This window comes from Streptococcus sp. KHUD_016 (assembly GCF_051106465.1).
In the GTDB taxonomy this organism is placed as follows: Bacteria; Bacillota; Bacilli; order Lactobacillales; family Streptococcaceae; genus Streptococcus.
In genome coordinates this window covers 381,772-398,834 of the sequence record NZ_CP193663.1, presented here as the reverse complement: position 1 = coordinate 398,834, position 17,063 = coordinate 381,772, and the positions used below count along the sequence as shown (strand labels likewise).

At 42.7% G+C, this 17,063-nt stretch carries 19 protein-coding genes; 8 read left to right on the top strand and 11 right to left on the bottom strand.

Annotation, left to right across the window (positions count from 1 at the left end):
• Positions 1-416: 416 nt before the first annotated feature.
• Both ACORHV_RS01825 and ACORHV_RS01820 read right to left on the bottom strand, forming a co-directional pair.
• Entirely contained in the window at positions 417-1,961 is a 1,545-nt protein-coding gene (locus ACORHV_RS01825) for a peptide chain release factor 3 (RefSeq protein ID WP_247954409.1), read from the bottom strand.
• A 143-nt stretch (positions 1,962-2,104) separates the two neighbouring features.
• Positions 2,105-2,797: a YwaF family protein gene (locus tag ACORHV_RS01820; protein WP_434398522.1), complete on the bottom strand. Its 693-nt coding sequence runs from the start codon at positions 2,795-2,797 to the stop codon at positions 2,105-2,107.
• Positions 2,798-2,962: 165 nt separating this feature from the next.
• Here ACORHV_RS01820 and gatC point away from each other — a divergent pair, with 165 nt between their 5' ends.
• The 8 genes from gatC (at position 2,963) to nusB (ending at position 9,799) form a co-directional block, all read left to right on the top strand.
• Positions 2,963-3,265: an Asp-tRNA(Asn)/Glu-tRNA(Gln) amidotransferase subunit GatC gene (gatC, locus tag ACORHV_RS01815; protein WP_000705420.1), complete on the top strand. Its 303-nt coding sequence runs from the start codon at positions 2,963-2,965 to the stop codon at positions 3,263-3,265.
• Positions 3,265-4,731, top strand: coding sequence for an Asp-tRNA(Asn)/Glu-tRNA(Gln) amidotransferase subunit GatA (gatA, locus tag ACORHV_RS01810; RefSeq protein WP_434398520.1), 1,467 nt, complete (start codon positions 3,265-3,267; stop codon positions 4,729-4,731). Before gatC ends, gatA begins: the two co-directional genes overlap by 1 nt.
• Positions 4,731-6,176, top strand: a complete 1,446-nt coding sequence (gene gatB, locus ACORHV_RS01805) for an Asp-tRNA(Asn)/Glu-tRNA(Gln) amidotransferase subunit GatB (RefSeq protein WP_434398518.1) — start codon at positions 4,731-4,733, stop codon at positions 6,174-6,176. Before gatA ends, gatB begins: the two co-directional genes overlap by 1 nt.
• A 62-nt stretch (positions 6,177-6,238) precedes the next feature.
• Positions 6,239-7,195, top strand: coding sequence for a zinc-ribbon domain-containing transport protein (locus ACORHV_RS01800; RefSeq protein WP_049550252.1), 957 nt, complete (start codon positions 6,239-6,241; stop codon positions 7,193-7,195).
• Positions 7,196-7,203: 8 nt separating this feature from the next.
• Positions 7,204-8,331: an SPFH domain-containing protein gene (locus ACORHV_RS01795; protein ID WP_049550251.1), complete on the top strand. Its 1,128-nt coding sequence runs from the start codon at positions 7,204-7,206 to the stop codon at positions 8,329-8,331.
• An 81-nt stretch (positions 8,332-8,412) separates the two neighbouring features.
• Positions 8,413-8,973, top strand: coding sequence for an elongation factor P (gene efp, locus ACORHV_RS01790; protein ID WP_000568640.1), 561 nt, complete (start codon positions 8,413-8,415; stop codon positions 8,971-8,973).
• Between the two features lie 21 nt (positions 8,974-8,994).
• Entirely contained in the window at positions 8,995-9,384 is a 390-nt protein-coding gene (locus tag ACORHV_RS01785; RefSeq protein WP_000510584.1) for an Asp23/Gls24 family envelope stress response protein, read from the top strand.
• Positions 9,377-9,799, top strand: a complete 423-nt coding sequence (gene nusB / locus ACORHV_RS01780) for a transcription antitermination factor NusB (protein WP_000203659.1) — start codon at positions 9,377-9,379, stop codon at positions 9,797-9,799. The genes ACORHV_RS01785 and nusB overlap by 8 nt, the downstream gene beginning before the upstream one ends.
• A gap of 49 nt (positions 9,800-9,848) precedes the next feature.
• Here the strand turns inward: nusB and ACORHV_RS01775 are convergent, their stop codons facing one another.
• From ACORHV_RS01775 to fabF, 9 genes are all read right to left on the bottom strand, one after another.
• Entirely contained in the window at positions 9,849-10,574 is a 726-nt protein-coding gene (locus ACORHV_RS01775; protein WP_434398515.1) for a lysostaphin resistance A-like protein, read from the bottom strand.
• Between the two features lie 18 nt (positions 10,575-10,592).
• Positions 10,593-10,775, bottom strand: coding sequence for a hypothetical protein (locus ACORHV_RS01770; RefSeq protein ID WP_434398513.1), 183 nt, complete (start codon positions 10,773-10,775; stop codon positions 10,593-10,595).
• Between the two features lie 219 nt (positions 10,776-10,994).
• Positions 10,995-11,696, bottom strand: coding sequence for a CPBP family intramembrane glutamic endopeptidase (locus tag ACORHV_RS01765; RefSeq protein WP_247942763.1), 702 nt, complete (start codon positions 11,694-11,696; stop codon positions 10,995-10,997).
• Between the two features lie 148 nt (positions 11,697-11,844).
• The gene (locus tag ACORHV_RS01760) at positions 11,845-12,612 is read right to left on the bottom strand and encodes an acetyl-CoA carboxylase carboxyl transferase subunit alpha (RefSeq protein ID WP_001017372.1); all 768 of its coding nucleotides are present in this window, start codon (positions 12,610-12,612) and stop codon (positions 11,845-11,847) included.
• A complete protein-coding gene (gene accD / locus ACORHV_RS01755; protein WP_001173376.1) occupies positions 12,609-13,475 on the bottom strand; it encodes an acetyl-CoA carboxylase, carboxyltransferase subunit beta in 867 nt (288 codons plus the stop codon). Before accD ends, ACORHV_RS01760 begins: the two co-directional genes overlap by 4 nt.
• A gap of 35 nt (positions 13,476-13,510) precedes the next feature.
• Positions 13,511-14,878: an acetyl-CoA carboxylase biotin carboxylase subunit gene (gene accC, locus ACORHV_RS01750; RefSeq protein ID WP_049519395.1), complete on the bottom strand. Its 1,368-nt coding sequence runs from the start codon at positions 14,876-14,878 to the stop codon at positions 13,511-13,513.
• 11 nt (positions 14,879-14,889) lie between these two features.
• The gene (gene fabZ, locus ACORHV_RS01745; protein ID WP_000565515.1) at positions 14,890-15,312 is read right to left on the bottom strand and encodes a 3-hydroxyacyl-ACP dehydratase FabZ; all 423 of its coding nucleotides are present in this window, start codon (positions 15,310-15,312) and stop codon (positions 14,890-14,892) included.
• Entirely contained in the window at positions 15,309-15,797 is a 489-nt protein-coding gene (accB, locus tag ACORHV_RS01740; protein ID WP_001052304.1) for an acetyl-CoA carboxylase biotin carboxyl carrier protein, read from the bottom strand. The genes fabZ and accB overlap by 4 nt, the downstream gene beginning before the upstream one ends.
• 2 nt (positions 15,798-15,799) lie before the next feature.
• Complete coding sequence (gene fabF, locus ACORHV_RS01735) at positions 15,800-17,035, bottom strand: beta-ketoacyl-ACP synthase II (RefSeq protein WP_000774051.1); 1,236 nt, start codon at positions 17,033-17,035, stop codon at positions 15,800-15,802.
• Positions 17,036-17,063 lie beyond the last annotated feature (28 nt).

Here is a 17,063-nt window from a genome sequence, read left to right as displayed (position 1 = left end):
TTCTGTTAATATATTTTATTTATTTTTTAACCATTTCTAAATGCTTAAAAAATCGAGTAACTAATTCCAATCACTCAGGGAATTGATTTTTATTCAAAATATAGAAAAAGTCCATGAATCAATAGCATCCACAGACTTTTAGGAGTAGAGTATTTAAAGGCAGTTTCACAAATGAATCAATGAAGCCGGTAGCCGATGTAACTTTCTAGCCTTTCCGACGGAAAAATCCACGAAGCTATAATATTCGTGGATTATTCCTAGTGAAGCGTTTAGGTAAGCCGATTTTACACTACGACACGGAGTTTGGCAAATCGATTCTATTTGCCAAACGTAGTTAGTAAGGCAGTTAGCTAGTTCGCCAAATAGCGACTAGCGTCCAACAATTAGGAACTTTAGTTCCAATTGTTGGTGCTGAGTTACATTTTTTCCTCCAACTCTACGTCTGGATACTTGTTCGCAAACCAGCGAAGGGCAAAGTCATTTTCAAAGAGGAAGACTGGCTGGTCAAAACGGTCCTTGGCCAAGATATTGCGGCTTGAGGACATCCGCTCATCCAAGTCCTCAGGCTTGATCCAACGAACGGTCTTTTTACCCATTGGACTCATGACTACTTCTGCATTGTACTCGCCTTCCATGCGGTGCTTAAAGACTTCAAACTGGAGTTGTCCAACAGCTCCTAGCATGTACTCACCAGTTTGGTAATTCTTGTAAAGCTGAATGGCTCCTTCTTGCACCAATTGTTCGATACCCTTGTGGAAGGATTTTTGTTTCATAACGTTCTTAGCAGAAACTTTCATGAAAATCTCAGGTGTAAAGGTTGGAAGGGGTTCAAATTCAAACTTGTTTTTTCCAACCGTCAAGGTGTCTCCAACTTGATAAGTACCCGTATCATAAACCCCGATGATATCTCCTGCAACAGCATTGGTCACATTTTCACGACTTTCGGCCATAAACTGGGTGACATTAGATAGTTTGGCAGTCTTACCAGTACGAGGCAGATTGACACTCATTCCACGCTCAAATTCACCTGATACGATGCGAACAAAGGCGATACGGTCACGGTGACGAGGGTCCATGTTGGCTTGGATTTTAAAGACAAATCCTGAGAAGTCCTTATCGTAAGGATCGACAATTTCACCATCTGTTTTCTTGTGACCATGTGGTTCTGGAGCAAACTTAAGGAAAGTCTCAAGGAAGGTCTGCACCCCAAAGTTGGTCAGGGCTGAACCGAAGAAGACTGGCGTCAGTTCTCCTGCAAGGATAGCTTCTTCTGAAAATTCATTTCCTGCTTCTTGCAACAGTTCGATATCGTCCTTAACTTGAGCATAGAAAGGATTGCTTCCAAAGAGCTTATCCCCTTCTTCCAAACTGGCAAAACGCTCATCCCCTTTATAGAGCTCCAAGCGTTGGTTATAAAGGTCATACAAGCCTTCAAAGGCTTTCCCCATCCCGATTGGCCAGTTCATAGGATAGCTCGCAATACCTAAGACTTCTTCTAGTTCTTGCAAGAGGTCCAGTGGCTCACGACCGTCACGGTCCAGCTTGTTCATAAAGGTAAAGACTGGGATGCCACGGTGCTTCACAACCTCAAACAATTTCTTGGTTTGGGCCTCGATACCCTTGGCAGAGTCCACGACCATGACCGCAGCATCCACCGCCATCAAGGTCCGATAGGTGTCTTCTGAGAAATCCTCGTGCCCTGGTGTGTCGAGGATGTTCACGCGCTTGCCGTCGTAGTCAAACTGCATAACAGATGAAGTAACCGAAATCCCACGTTGTTTCTCGATATCCATCCAGTCAGATTTGGCAAAAGTCCCTGTTTTCTTCCCTTTTACCGTACCAGCCTCACGAATTTCGCCCCCAAAGTAGAGCAATTGCTCAGTGATGGTCGTCTTACCCGCGTCCGGGTGGGAGATGATGGCAAAGGTACGGCGTTTCTTTATTTCTTCTTGAATAGTCATAAGTTCTCTTTCTTTGATTTTCTATTTTTAGTTGTTTCAGTAGCTAAGAATAATTTTTACATTGGATTGTACTATTCCTTTCAACTCTCCATTATAGCGGATTTTGGGGAGTTTTTCAATTGCTCATCCGATGAAAAGGCGAGCTAGAGCACAGATTGCACCTGATTTCTCTTTTTCCACCGTTTCTTGAACAAGATATCAAAGAGAACCAGAGCCAGCGAAAGGATGACAGACACAAGAAGATACTTTAACCACAAGGGCGCATCTGGAATAAAAGGTGTCTTGTTTAACAAACCATAATTTCCACCCGTCACCTGATTAACCCCAACTAGAAAGAGATTGAGGATAAAGGTATAGGCTACAATCATATACTTCTTAAGCAAGGTCTTGTCATAGTGATTCATCAAGTAAACCAAGGAATTCACTAGAAGGGCATAGTGCCCAATCAAAAATGAAAAACTGGTGATATGGGGAAAATCATAGGGGTCAAAAACAGGGTAAACAAAAGCAAAGACCGCTCCACTTGCTCCTAAGAGGGCAAAATATTGCTTGCTCCGCCATTTATCGGGCAAGAAAACCACCGCAAACATGGCTAAACGGCAATGGTAAAACGGAAGGCTATTAGAAAATGGAATCCCAAAGCCAACATACCAACTATATAGGGCAAGTAACTGGAGAATCTGAATCCCCTTAAACAAGAGGATAAATTTTGGATTTTTGTGATAAGCAAGTGCTCCATAAATACAAAGCACTAAAGTAAGCATCATAATCCCATACCAAAAGAGTGAAATGGGAGGAGGAACCGTCTGAGATCTGGTGATAAATTGATGGAACATATTTCTATCCTAACTCTTATTTTTTCTATTCTCTAGTTTAACCATTATAGCGAATTAAAAGCGATTTTTCAATTTCTATTTCTTTTCAGTTTGGCTCCCTTATTTATAGGAAAATATGGTAAAATAGAACAGACTAAAAATCATCATTTCACGAAAGGATGCAAGATGAAAATTACGCAAGAAGAGGTAACACACGTTGCCAATCTTTCAAAATTAAGATTCTCTGAAGAAGAAACTGCTGCTTTTGCGACCACCCTGTCTAAGATTGTAGATATGGTTGAGTTGCTGGGCGAAGTCGACACAACTGGTGTCGCACCTACTACGACCATGGCTGACCGCAAGACCGTACTCCGCCCTGATGTGGCCGAAGAAGGAACAGACCGTGACCGCTTGTTTAAAAACGTACCTGAAAAAGAAAACTACTATATCAAGGTACCAGCTATCCTAGATGATGGAGGAGATGCCTAATGACTTTTAATAACAAAACGATTGAAGACTTGCACAACCTCCTTGTCTCTAAGGAGATTTCAGCAACTGAATTGACCCAAGCAACGCTTGAAGATATCAAGTCTCGCGAGACAGCTATCAACGCTTTTGTTACCATCGCTGAAGAGCAAGCCCTTGCTCAAGCTAAGGCTATTGATGAAGCTGGAATTGACGCGGATAATGTCCTTTCAGGAATTCCGCTGGCTGTTAAGGATAATATCTCTACCGACGGTATCCTCACAACTGCAGCTTCAAAAATGCTCTACAACTACGAGCCTATCTTTGATGCGACAGCCGTTGCCAATGCCAAAGCTAAGGGTATGATTGTTGTCGGAAAAACCAACATGGACGAGTTTGCCATGGGTGGATCAGGTGAAACATCTCACTATGGTGCCACTAAAAACGCTTGGGACCACAGCAAGGTTCCTGGTGGTTCATCAAGTGGTTCAGCCGCAGCTGTAGCTTCAGGGCAAGTCCGCTTGTCTCTTGGATCTGATACTGGTGGTTCCATCCGCCAACCTGCTGCCTTCAACGGGATCGTTGGTCTCAAACCAACCTACGGAACAGTTTCACGTTTCGGTCTCATTGCCTTTGGTAGCTCATTAGACCAGATTGGACCTTTTGCACCAACTGTTAAGGAAAATGCTCTCTTGCTTAATGCTATTGCCAGCGAAGATGCAAAAGACTCTACTTCTGCTCCTGTCCGCATTGCCGACTTTACTTCAAAAATCGGGCAAGATATCAAGGGCATGAAAATTGCTTTGCCTAAGGAATACCTTGGTGAAGGGATTGACCCAGAGGTTAAGGAAACCATTCTGAATGCCGCCAAACACTTTGAAAAACTTGGTGCTATCGTCGAAGAAGTCAGCCTTCCTCACTCTAAATACGGTGTTGCCGTTTACTACATCATCGCTTCATCAGAAGCTTCCTCAAACTTGCAACGCTTTGACGGTATCCGTTATGGCTACCGCGCAGAGGATGCGACGAATCTTGATGAAATCTATGTAAACAGCCGTAGCCAAGGTTTCGGTGAAGAAGTAAAACGCCGTATCATGCTAGGTACTTTCAGCCTTTCATCAGGTTACTACGATGCCTACTACAAGAAGGCTGGACAAGTTCGTACCCTCATCATCCAAGATTTCGAAAAAATCTTTGCGGATTACGATTTAATCCTAGGACCAACTGCTCCAAGCGTTGCCTATGACTTGGATTCACTCAACCACGATCCAGTTGCCATGTACTTAGCTGACCTTTTGACCATCCCAGTCAACTTAGCTGGTCTTCCAGGAATTTCTATTCCTGCTGGATTTGCTCAAGGTCTCCCAGTCGGTCTCCAATTGATCGGTCCTAAATACTCTGAGGAAACCATTTACCAAGCTGCTGCTGCCTTTGAAGCAACAACAGACTACCACAAACAACAACCCGTGATTTTTGGAGGTGACAACTAATGAACTTTGAAACAGTCATTGGACTTGAAGTCCACGTAGAGCTCAACACCAATTCAAAAATCTTCTCACCTACTTCTGCCCACTTTGGAAATGACCAAAATGCCAACACTAACGTGATTGACTGGTCCTTCCCAGGAGTTCTGCCAGTTCTCAATAAAGGGGTTGTCAATGCCGGTATCAAGGCCGCTCTTGCCCTCAACATGGACATCCACAAAAAGATGCACTTTGACCGCAAGAACTACTTCTATCCCGACAATCCCAAAGCCTACCAAATTTCTCAGTTTGATGAGCCAATCGGCTACAACGGCTGGATTGAAGTGGAGCTAGAAGACGGTACGACTAAGAAAATCGGTATCGAGCGTGCTCACCTAGAAGAAGACGCTGGTAAAAACACCCACGGTACAGATGGCTACTCCTATGTTGACCTCAACCGTCAAGGGGTGCCCTTGATTGAAATCGTATCTGAAGCCGATATGCGTTCACCAGAAGAAGCCTATGCTTATCTAACTGCCCTCAAGGAAGTCATCCAGTACGCTGGCATTTCTGACGTTAAGATGGAAGAAGGCTCGATGCGTGTGGATGCCAACATCTCCCTTCGTCCTTATGGTCAAGAGAAATTCGGTACCAAGACTGAGTTGAAAAACCTCAACTCCTTCTCAAACGTTCGCAAGGGTCTCGAATACGAAGTCCAACGTCAAGCTGAAATCCTTCGCTCAGGTGGTCAAATCCGCCAAGAAACACGCCGTTACGATGAAGCCAACAAAGCAACCATCCTCATGCGTGTTAAGGAAGGCGCTGCAGACTACCGCTACTTCCCAGAACCAGACCTCCCACTCTTTGAAATCTCAGATGAGTGGATTGAGGAAATGCGAACAGAATTGCCAGAGTTTCCAAAAGAACGCCGTGCACGCTACGTATCTGACCTTGGCTTGTCAGACTACGATGCTAGCCAGTTGACTGCAAACAAAGTCACTTCTGACTTCTTTGAAAAAGCTGTTGCCCTCGGTGGTGATGCTAAACAAGTCTCTAACTGGCTCCAAGGTGAAGTTGCTCAGTTCTTGAACGCTGAAGGCAAGACACTTGAACAAATCGAATTAACACCAGAAAACTTGGTAGAAATGATTGCCATCATCGAAGACGGTACTATCTCTTCCAAGATCGCCAAGAAAGTCTTTGTCCACCTAGCTAAAAATGGCGGTGGCGCGCGTGAATACGTGGAAAAAGCAGGCTTGGTGCAAATCTCTGATCCAGCTATCTTGATTCCAATCATCCACCAAGTCTTTGCTGATAACGAAGCTGCTGTTGCCGACTTCAAGTCAGGCAAACGCAACGCAGACAAGGCCTTCACAGGATTCCTTATGAAGGCAACCAAAGGCCAAGCCAACCCACAAGTTGCCCTTAAACTGCTTGCACAGGAATTGGCGAAATTGAAAGAAAGTGAGTAATTCTCTAGTAGCCACCCAGTAGTCTAACCAACTACCCTTTCAATCATATAGTTAGGAGACACATGAAAAAGTTTTACGCTCTTTTAATGACCTGTTTATTACTTGTTTTTCTATCCGTGCCTCAAATCGTTGATGCGGGTGTCGGACATTCCAGAAGTGGAGGAAGCAGCCGCAGTAGCTCCAGAAGTAGTAGCCGCTCAGGTGGAGGTGGAAGTCGTTCTGGTGGCTCATCCTACCACTACTACCGCTCTGGATATGGATCATCCTCTGACAGTTCTGCTAGCTCTCCCTATCTAGGATTTATGTTCATATTAGTCGGAGGAATCATACTAGTTGTTATCGTCAAATCCTTGCAGAATAAGTCTGGAGATTCGAGTTCAACCGACACTAGTAATGATTCTCAAACGCTCCATCGTCGAGTTGAACACAACACACTGGCCATTAGTCGTGTGAAATACGGAGATCCAAACTTTGACGCGGAAGCTTTCACATCTTGGGTTAAGGAAGTCTACCTTAAATTGCAGGTTGCCTGGACTGAGAAAAATTGGAACTCTGTCCGCGCTTTAGAAAGTACCAGTCTCTACTCCCAACACAGTGCCCAACTCGAAGACCATATTCGTGCTAAAACAACCAATGTTTTAGAGAAAGTTTGTATCGAAAATGTTCGCATCAAGGAGTTTATTGAAAATCCAGACGGAAACGATACCTTAGTGGTGATTCTATCATCAATTTTACGAGACTATGTCATTGACGATGAGACTCGCCGTGTTCTTGAAGGAGATCCTAAAAAAGATCTCTTCACCGTGTATCAATTGAACTTTATCCGTCAACACGGTAGCCAAACGCAAGCAGTCAATCCAGACCAAGTTGTGAGCGACCACTGTCCAAACTGTGGCGCCCCATTGAAAATCTCTGCAGTTAGCGAGTGCGACTACTGTGGTGCCAATCTCTCACGCAGTCCAAACCAATGGGTACTGGATACCTATGATGTTGTGGATGAAGACGAGCTTTATAATTAGGAGGAATTATGGGATTTATACGTGCAGCCTTATCAGCAGGCTTAAATAGTTTTAATGATAGTAAATTCAAGGAAGCCATTGTCCTTCCAGATAATGTCTCTGGCGACGCCTTGGCCGTCAAGGGACAATTACTCACAAAAGACCCAGATGGACGTTCTCGTCACAGCAATCAAAATACTGGACTCTTGTCGGATGGCAGTGTGGTTATCGTTCCCCAAGGCTATACCGCTCTTTTGGTAAACAACGGTACCTTCCTTGGTGAAGTTCTCGAAGCTGGTAGCCACGAATGGCAAGCTGGTGATAACGCCTGGCTCCTTGAAAAAGGTGGTTTAAAAGGCACTTGGGAAAACTTTAAAAACCGTTTCTCTTTTGGTGGACAAGTCATCACCCAACAAGAAATTATCTTTATCCGCATGCAACCTATTGCAGGTAATAAGTTCGGCACACAAAATGCGGTCGAATATTTCAGCGAACGTTATCAACAACTGCTTAACATCCGTTTCTATGGCTTGTTTGATGTAAAAATAGCAGATCCAGTCCTCTTCTACGTGAGCTCTGTTAGCCGTCAAATTACTGACGGACAGCCATTTACTCTCCAAGATGTAGCTCAAGGAACGCTCCGTCAAAATATCGCACCGAAAATCGCGATTGCCATTGCCAAATATACCAACGAAAACAAGGTTGATATCTATAGCCTCAATGCCAACCAAGACACCTTTAACGAACTCGCTAAACAAGAGGTCAACAAGGTTTGGACAGGCCTCTACGGGATTGAAGCAACTAATATCTTGCTTGAAGACCTCAGCTACGACCAAGAAAGTCTTGATATCGTTCGCAAGCTTGATAGTGAGCTCGTGGCAATGAAGTACAACACGATTGAAATCGAAGAACGCCGTGCGCGTAACGAAGCACTCATTGCTGCAGCTTCCAACGAAGGAAATGGCAATGGGATGAACATGTTTATGGGCATGAATCTTGGCCAAACTCTCGGTGGTCAACTAAGCCAACAAGTTCAAAATCAAGCACCGGCTCAAAATACTGGGCAAACTGCCAGCAAGAATTTTTACATCGAAGTCGATGGAAAATACGTCCTCGTTACTAAAGACGAAGATGGAAATATCGTACCAGTCAACTAATTAAGCTCCTTCTGATATTTGAGTAATGTTGTCTTTTATGGTACAATAAAGAGTAAATTATTTTATTAAAGAGGTAAAAACATGATTGAAGCAAGTAAATTAAAGGCTGGTATGACCTTTGAAACAGCTGACGGAAAATTGATCCGCGTTTTGGAAGCTAGCCACCACAAACCAGGTAAAGGAAATACCATCATGCGTATGAAATTGCGTGATGTCCGTACTGGTTCTACATTTGACACAAGCTACCGTCCAGAGGAAAAATTTGAACAAGCTATCATCGAGACTGTCCCAGCTCAATACTTGTACAAAATGGATGACACAGCCTACTTCATGAATACAGAAACTTACGACCAATACGAAATCCCTGTAGTCAACGTTGAAAACGAATTGCTTTACATCCTTGAAAACTCAGATGTGAAGATCCAATTCTACGGAACTGAAGTGATTGGTGTCACCGTTCCTACTACTGTTGAATTGACAGTTGCAGAAACTCAACCATCTATCAAAGGTGCTACGGTTACAGGTTCTGGTAAACCAGCAACGATGGAAACTGGACTTGTCGTAAACGTTCCAGACTTCATCGAAGCAGGACAAAAACTCGTTATCAACACTGCAGAAGGAACTTACGTTTCTCGTGCCTAATCTCTAGAAAGAGGTCATTCTATGGGAATTGAAGAACAACTTGGCGAAATTGTTATCGCCCCACGTGTACTTGAAAAAATCATTGCTATTGCTACTGCAAAAGTAGAGGGTGTTCACTCTTTTTCAAACAAATCAGTATCTGATACCCTCTCAAAACTTTCACTCGGCCGTGGCGTTTATCTAAAAAACGTGGACGAAGAACTCACAGCTGATATCTACCTCTACCTAGAGTACGGAGTAAAAGTTCCTAAAGTAGCGGTTGCTATCCAGAAAGCGGTCAAAGATGCCGTCCGTAATATGGCTGATGTAGAACTCGCTGCTATCAATATTCACGTTGCAGGTATCGTTCCAGATAAAACACCAAAACCAGAATTGAAAGATCTATTTGACGAGGACTTCCTCAATGACTAGTCCACTATTAGAATCTAGACGCCAACTCCGTAAATGCGCTTTTCAAGCACTCATGAGTCTTGAGTTCGGTACGGATGTCGAAACTGCTTGTCGTTTCGCCTATACTCATGATCGTGAAGATACGGATGTGCAACTTCCAGCCTTTTTGACAGAGCTAGTTTCTGGTGTTCAAGCTAAAAAGGAAGAACTAGACAAGCAAATCACACAGCATTTAAAAGCAGGTTGGACCATCGAGCGTTTAACACTCGTGGAGAGAAACCTCCTTCGCTTGGGAGTCTTTGAAATCACTTCATTTGACACTCCACAGTTGGTTGCTGTTAACGAAGCTATCGAGCTTGCAAAGGACTTCTCAGATCAAAAATCTGCCCGTTTTATCAACGGACTACTCAGCCAGTTTGTAACAGAAGAACAGTAAAAAGAAAAAGTGTTTGACAATTATCAAACACTTTTTTCTTTGCCTACCACTATCTAAAAAAGTGGTAATAGACATAATTATAAACAAAAATCCAGATGGGTTTTGCATAAATAAGAAAGTTGAAAAAACTATGGCACAGGATGGTAATTTTTAAGTTCTTTGTCCAACGGTAGACAAGGGCATAGAAAAGACCGCCTAAACTATAAATAATCAAACTGATAGGATCTCGGTGAGTTAGGATCAAATGACTAAGTCCAAAGATAAGAGCAGATAGGATAACATCCAGATAGTACTTGGACTGGGGGAAAAAGGTATTCATAAAGTACCCTCTATGAATCAGTTCCTCTAATATAGGTGCGAAGACTACTGTTAAACTAAAACTGAGAACAGTTGATAGAAAAGTTGGTTGCCCATTGGAGTATAGAATCGAAAGAAGGTCTTGAAAGATATACTTGTTATCAATTAGGTGATGAAACCGTAACTGAAAAGCATCCACCAATTGACGATCAAAATAAGTAGCCACTAGACCAACTACAAGGTAAAAGAATCTTGACTTCTTCGAGCCCTTTTTTTCAAAAATATAGAGCATCTCTTTCTTTTTGAGCCAGTAGATAAATAATAGCAAAAGAGCTATTACTTCAACTGTTAAAAAGATAGAATAGGCATCTATCCCCCATCCTAAAAACTTAGTTAGATGCATAATCCCTAACTCTGGTAGATAGACCGATAGAAATACCAGTGATGTAAAGACTCCCAAATGCCCTAGTTTTTTCATACTTACCCCTTTAATTTATCAATAGCCAATACCATAAGCACGTCTAGTCGCATGATTCAGTATTGTACTCCACTCTGTCGCCAAACTATATGCATATGGCGAAGCCCAATGTCTATCATCAACCAACCAAATCATGCCACCACCTGAAACTTGCTCTAAGTCCTCAGATGAAAGAACTGTAAATGTAGCTGTACCAATCATGTCAAGTAGCTCCTTAAAATAAATTTTTGTAAGCTTACATCTACAGTACACATCTTTTTGTCTATTTTATAGCCTATCTCCTCAACTGTCAATTTTTCACCCTAAATGGTAGCTTTACTCATTGAGAAATAAGAAATTGATAAAAGAGATTTCTCTATCTTCCCATTAAATTAGAAAAAGTGTTTGACAATTATCAAACACTTTTTTCTTTACTTCCTACTATCTAAAAATCAAATAATAGATATAAAATAAGAGCGACGGAGCATAAGGAATCGCATTATAGAAACTATGACAAACAATGGTAAATCGAAGACTACCCGTAACTCGATAAGCGATTGCAAATAGAAGACCGAGAATACTATACATTAGGAGACTGATGGGGTCACGATGAGATAGAACCAAGTGACTGAGCCCGAAGATGAAAGAAGACAAAATCACATCCAAATAAAACTCCGACTTCGGAAAGAAGGTATTCATAAAATAACCTCTATAGATTGTCTCCTCAACAACAGGTACAATCGAAATGTTAAAGATTAAAAATACAAGACTTGATAGAGTCGTTTCTCTTCCGTTTAAGTAAAGTTCTGAAAGAAGGTCTTGGAAAATAAAACTATGGTCAATCAATCGAATATTCTGCATTCTAAATCCATTTAAAAAAGAATAGATAAGAAAACAAGCCACTAGGAAAGCGAGATAAGACCAGCGCCAACTCTTTTTCTCAAAGATAAAGAGCATCTGCTTCTTTTTCAACCACAAAACGAATAAAAAGAAAATAAGCAACACTTCTCCAACTAGGAAGATTATATAGCTGTCCATTCCTAAACCGAAGATCCTAGCTAGAGTTATGGCTCCTAATGGCGTTAAATAAATGTACAGGAACATTAAAATCATACAGATTCCTAAATGTATTGTCTTTTTCATTCTTTCTCTCCTAATGGTAAACTCTCTATTAGGGGAATATAGAGGATATACTATTGATTTGTTTTTCTTATTTATCTAGAGTATTCATGTTTATCCATGCTCTATTATCAAAATAGCTAGAACAAATTGTTCTAGCTTTTAAATTTTCTTAGTATTTTCTAAAGCGTTGGTAACGTTCTTCGATAAGTTGGTCGAGTGGTAGTTCTTGCAACCTATCTAGTTCTGCACGCAATTCATTTTTAACGCAACCTAGCAGTTCTTTACTTGACAGCCCTGCTTCTGAGATGACCTTATCTACGATTCCCATTTCTAGAAGTTCATGTGAAGTGATTTTCATCAATTCCGCTGCTTCCATAGCACGACTTCCATCCTTCCAAAGGATAGAGGCAAATCCTTCCGGGCTAAGTACTGCGTAGATTGAGTTTTCTAACATCCAAACACGGTTAGCTACTGCTAGAGCTAGGGCTCCACCAGATCCACCTTCACCGATAATAATCGCGATGATTGGAACCTTGAGGTCACTCATTTCCATCAGGTTTCGGGCAATTGCTTCACCTTGTCCACGTTCCTCGGCACCAACACCTGGGTAAGCACCCGCCGTATTGATAAAGGTCACAACTGGACGACCAAACTTTTCTGCCTGTTTCATCAGGCGCAAGGCCTTACGATAGCCTTCTGGATGAGGTTGCCCAAAATTTCGTTTGAGATTATCATGAAGACTCTTTCCCTTTTGGATACCAACGACAGTCACTGCTTGATCACCTAACCAGCCAATTCCACCGATAACCGCACCATCATCGCGGAAAGAGCGATCTCCATGCAATTCGATAAACTCGTCAAAGATTCCATTGGCAAAATCAAGTGCAGTCAAGCGACTCTGCTCGCGTGCCTCTCTGACTATTTTTGCAATATTCATCCGCGACTTCCTCCATGCAATCTCACTAATTTAGCAATTGTTTCAGGCAATTCTCTCCGTTTGACAATTGCATCAACAAATCCATGTTCAAGCAGAAATTCTGCCTTTTGGAAGTCATCCGGCAAGGTCTCACGAACTGTATTTTCGATAACACGACGTCCAGCAAAACCAACCAAACTCTGTGGCTCCGCTAGGATAATATCACCTTCCATAGCAAAAGAAGCGGTCACCCCACCTGTTGTCGGATCGGTTAAAATAGTTAGGTAAAAAAGTCCTGCCTTGGAATGGCGTTGAACTGCCGCAGAAATCTTAGCCATCTGCATCAAGCTCATGATTCCTTCTTGCATACGGGCTCCACCAGAAGCTGTGAAGAGAACGACTGGCAAGTTTTCTACCGTTGCATACTCAAACAAGCGCGTGATTTTTTCACCCACAACGGTTCCCATAGAAGCCATGATAAAGTTTGAATCCATGATCCCAAGGGCAACTTTTTGTCCCTTGATGCTAGCTGTACCAGTCAGTACTGCTTCATCCAAACCTGTCTTTTCACGCATACTAGCTAGTTTTTTCTGGTAGCCAGGAAAGTTTAATGGATCTTGAGTTTCAATACCCGTAAACATCTCCACAAAGGTGTCAGAATCAATCGTCAAATCCAAGCGTTCCTGAGCTGAAATACGGAAAGTATAGCTACAATGGGGACAAATTCGTTCGCTCCCAAGATCCTTTTGGTAAATGGTGTGTTTACAACCAGGACACTGGGAGAAGAGTTCATCCGGAACCTCAGGCTTGGCTTGTGGTTTCTGCCTTACGGAACGGTTAGGATTGATCCGAATATACTTATCCTTTTTACTAAATAGAGCCATAACTCCCCCTTTTAGTTCTCATACTATTTGAAAGTCTATTCTTTTTCTTGGTATTTTGGCAAGAAAGTTTCCATCAAGAAGGAAGTATCGTAGTCACCAGCGATAACTCGGTGGTCTGAAATCAGATCCAACTGGAAGTCTGCATTGGTTTGCACTCCTTCAATATCAAGTTCATAAAGTGCCCGTTGCATCTTCATTAAGGCATCAAAACGATTCTCCCCATGAACAATGATTTTAGCAATCATACTATCATAGTAAGGAGGAATGGTATAACCTGGATAGACTGCAGAGTCTACACGCAATCCAACTCCTCCACTTGGAAGGTAGAGGTTGGTAATTTTACCTGGGCTTGGAGCAAAGTTAAATGCTGGATTTTCCGCATTGATCCGGCATTCGATAGCGTGACCTCGTAGGACAATATCTTCTTGTTTGAAAGGTAAAGGTTGCCCGGCAGCAATGCGAATCTGCTCCTTCACGATATCAACACCTGAAACAAACTCTGTGACTGGGTGTTCAACTTGCACACGAGTATTCATTTCCATGAAGTAGAAATTGCCACTGGCTTCATCGAGAAGAAATTCAATCGTCCCTGCATTTTCATAACCTACAGACTCTGCTGCACGAACGGCTGCAGCACCAATTTCATGACGAAGGGTTTTGCCAATCGCAATGGATGGGCTTTCTTCTAAGACCTTTTGGTTATTCCGTTGGAGTGAACAATCCCGTTCACCAAGATGGACAACATGACCCTCTTGATCTGCAAGAATCTGAACTTCGATATGACGAGCTGGATAAATCACACGCTCAAGATACATAGCGCCATTTCCAAAATTGGCCTTGGCTTCACTGGATGCTGTCTCAAAGGCTGCGACCAAGTCTTCTGCCTTTTCAACCTTACGAATCCCTTTTCCACCACCACCTGCCGATGCCTTAAGCATGACAGGATAGCCAATTTTTTCTGCAACTGCAAGGGCCTCTTCAGCCGTGTGAACTTCACCATCAGATCCTGGGATAACTGGAACCCCAGCCTTGATCATTTGTTCACGCGCATTGATCTTATCTCCCATGGTATCCATTACAGCGCCAGAAGGGCCAATAAACTTAATCCCCACTTCATCACACATAGTGGCAAACTTGGAGTTTTCGCTAAGAAAACCAAAACCTGGGTGGATGGCTTCTGCTTCTGTCAAGACCGCAGCAGACAAAATTGCATTGATATTGAGATAAGATTCTGTCGCCTTACCAGGTCCGATACAAATGGCTTCATCCGCTAGTAGTGTGTGAAGAGCTTCCTTATCAGCAGTTGAATAGACTGCTACAGTCGCAATGCCCAATTCACGTGCAGCTCGAATAATGCGAACCGCAATCTCACCACGGTTGGCAATCAAAATTTTACGAAACATGGAGAACCTCCTTAGTTTCCAATTGCAAAGGTAAGAGTACCACTCGCTGCAAGCTTGCCATCTACTTCAGCCTTTGCTTCAACCACGGCAATCGTACCACGACGTTTGACAAAAGTAGCTGTCATGACTAATTGATCACCTGGTACAACTTGCTTCTTGAACTTAACCTTGTCCATGCCAGCATAGAAGACCAGCTTTCCTTTGTTTTCAGGCTTAGACAATTCCAAGACACCAGCAGTCTGAGCCAAGGCTTCCATGATAAGAACACCTGGCATGACTGGGTATTGTGGAAAATGACCATTGAAGAAAGGTTCGTTGATGGTCACATTTTTAATGGCAACAATGGTATCCTCGCTCACTTCCAAGACACGATCCACTAGGAGCATGGGGTAGCGATGGGGTAGAGCTTCTTTGATTCCTTGAATATCGATCATTTGATGCGTACCAATCCTTTACCGAACTCAACCATTTCTTCATTTGAAACGAGAATTTCTGTCACCACACCATCCTTAGGTGCAGGAATTTCATTCATGACCTTCATGGCTTCGATGATCACCAAAGTCTGACCTTTTTTAACACTGTCTCCAACTGTGACAAAGGCAGGTTTATCTGGTCCAGCGGCCAAGTAAGCCACCCCTACAAGTGGACTTTCAACGACATCACCCTCTGGAGCAACAGTCGTTTCAGCTGGTGCTGGAGCTTCTTCCACTGCACTCTCTACTGGAGTTGAAGGGGCAGAAACTACTGGACTAGGAGCCACTGCAGCTGGCGCTGGAGCAACTTGAGCTGATGCTTCAGAAGCCATTCTTGCTTCATTCTTACTAAACTGCAATTCGTCCGTTCCATTTTTATAAGAAAATTCTCTCAAACTTGATTGGTCAAATTGAGCCATCAAGTCCTTGATTTCATTTAAATTCATAATTATTTATTCTCCCAACGTTTGAAAGCAAGAACCGCATTGTGTCCACCAAAACCAAAAGTGTTTGAAATAGCATAAGGGATTTCTTGCTCCAAGCCTTGTCCATAAACGACATTCGCTTCGATATAGTCTGATAACTCACTTGTTCCAGCCGTCATTGGTACAAAGTTATGACGCATAGCTTCGATGGTAGCAATTGCTTCTACCGCCCCTGCAGCACCAAGCAAGTGTCCTGTAAAGGACTTAGTTGAAGATACAGGTACTTCTTTACCAAGAACAGCTACGATCGCACCACTTTCTCCTTTTTCATTAGCAGGAGTTGAAGTTCCGTGGGCATTGACGTAAGCCACTTGCTCTGGAGAAATTTCTGCTTCTTCCAAAGCCAACTTCATAGCCTTAATAGCACCTTGACCCTCTGGATGAGGTGAAGTCATGTGGTAAGCATCACAGGTATTACCGTAGCCAACTACTTCAGCCAAGATAGTTGCGCCACGTTTTTCAGCATGTTCAAGACTTTCAAGAACCAACATACCTGAACCTTCTCCCATCACAAAACCATTACGGTCTTTGTCAAATGGGATAGAAGCACGAGTTGGATCCTCTGTAGTTGATAGGGCAGTCAATGCTTGGAAACCAGCGATGGCAAAAGGAGTGATAGATGATTCTGATCCACCAACTAACATGACATCTTGGAAACCAAACTTGATAGAACGGAAGGCATCTCCGATGGCATCATTTGATGAGGCGCAGGCTGTATTGATTGATTTACAGATACCGTTTGCTCCGAAACGCATGGCAACATTTCCTGAAGCCATATTTGGCAAGGCTTTTGGAAGTGTCATTGGTTTAACGCGTTTTGGACCTTTTTCATGAAGACGGATAACCTGATCTTCGATTTCTTTAATTCCCCCAATACCAGAAGCCACGATGACACCAAAGCGATCTTTATCAATTGCTTCTACATCAAGATTTGCATTTGTCACCGCTTCTTGAGCCGCATACAAGGCATACAAAGAATAGTTGTCAAAACGGTTGGTATCTTTTTTGACAAAGTATTTATCAAATGGGAAATCTTGAACTTCTGCCGCATTGTGCACAGCAAATTCGCTGTGGTCAAACTTAGTGATTTCTCCAATTCCAATCTTCCCAGTTTGCAAACTGTTCCAAAATTCTTCTGGAGTATTTCCGATAGGAGAGGTCAATCCGTAACCTGTTACTACAACTCGATTTAGTTTCATCTGTCTTACCTATATCTTTCCTTATTTT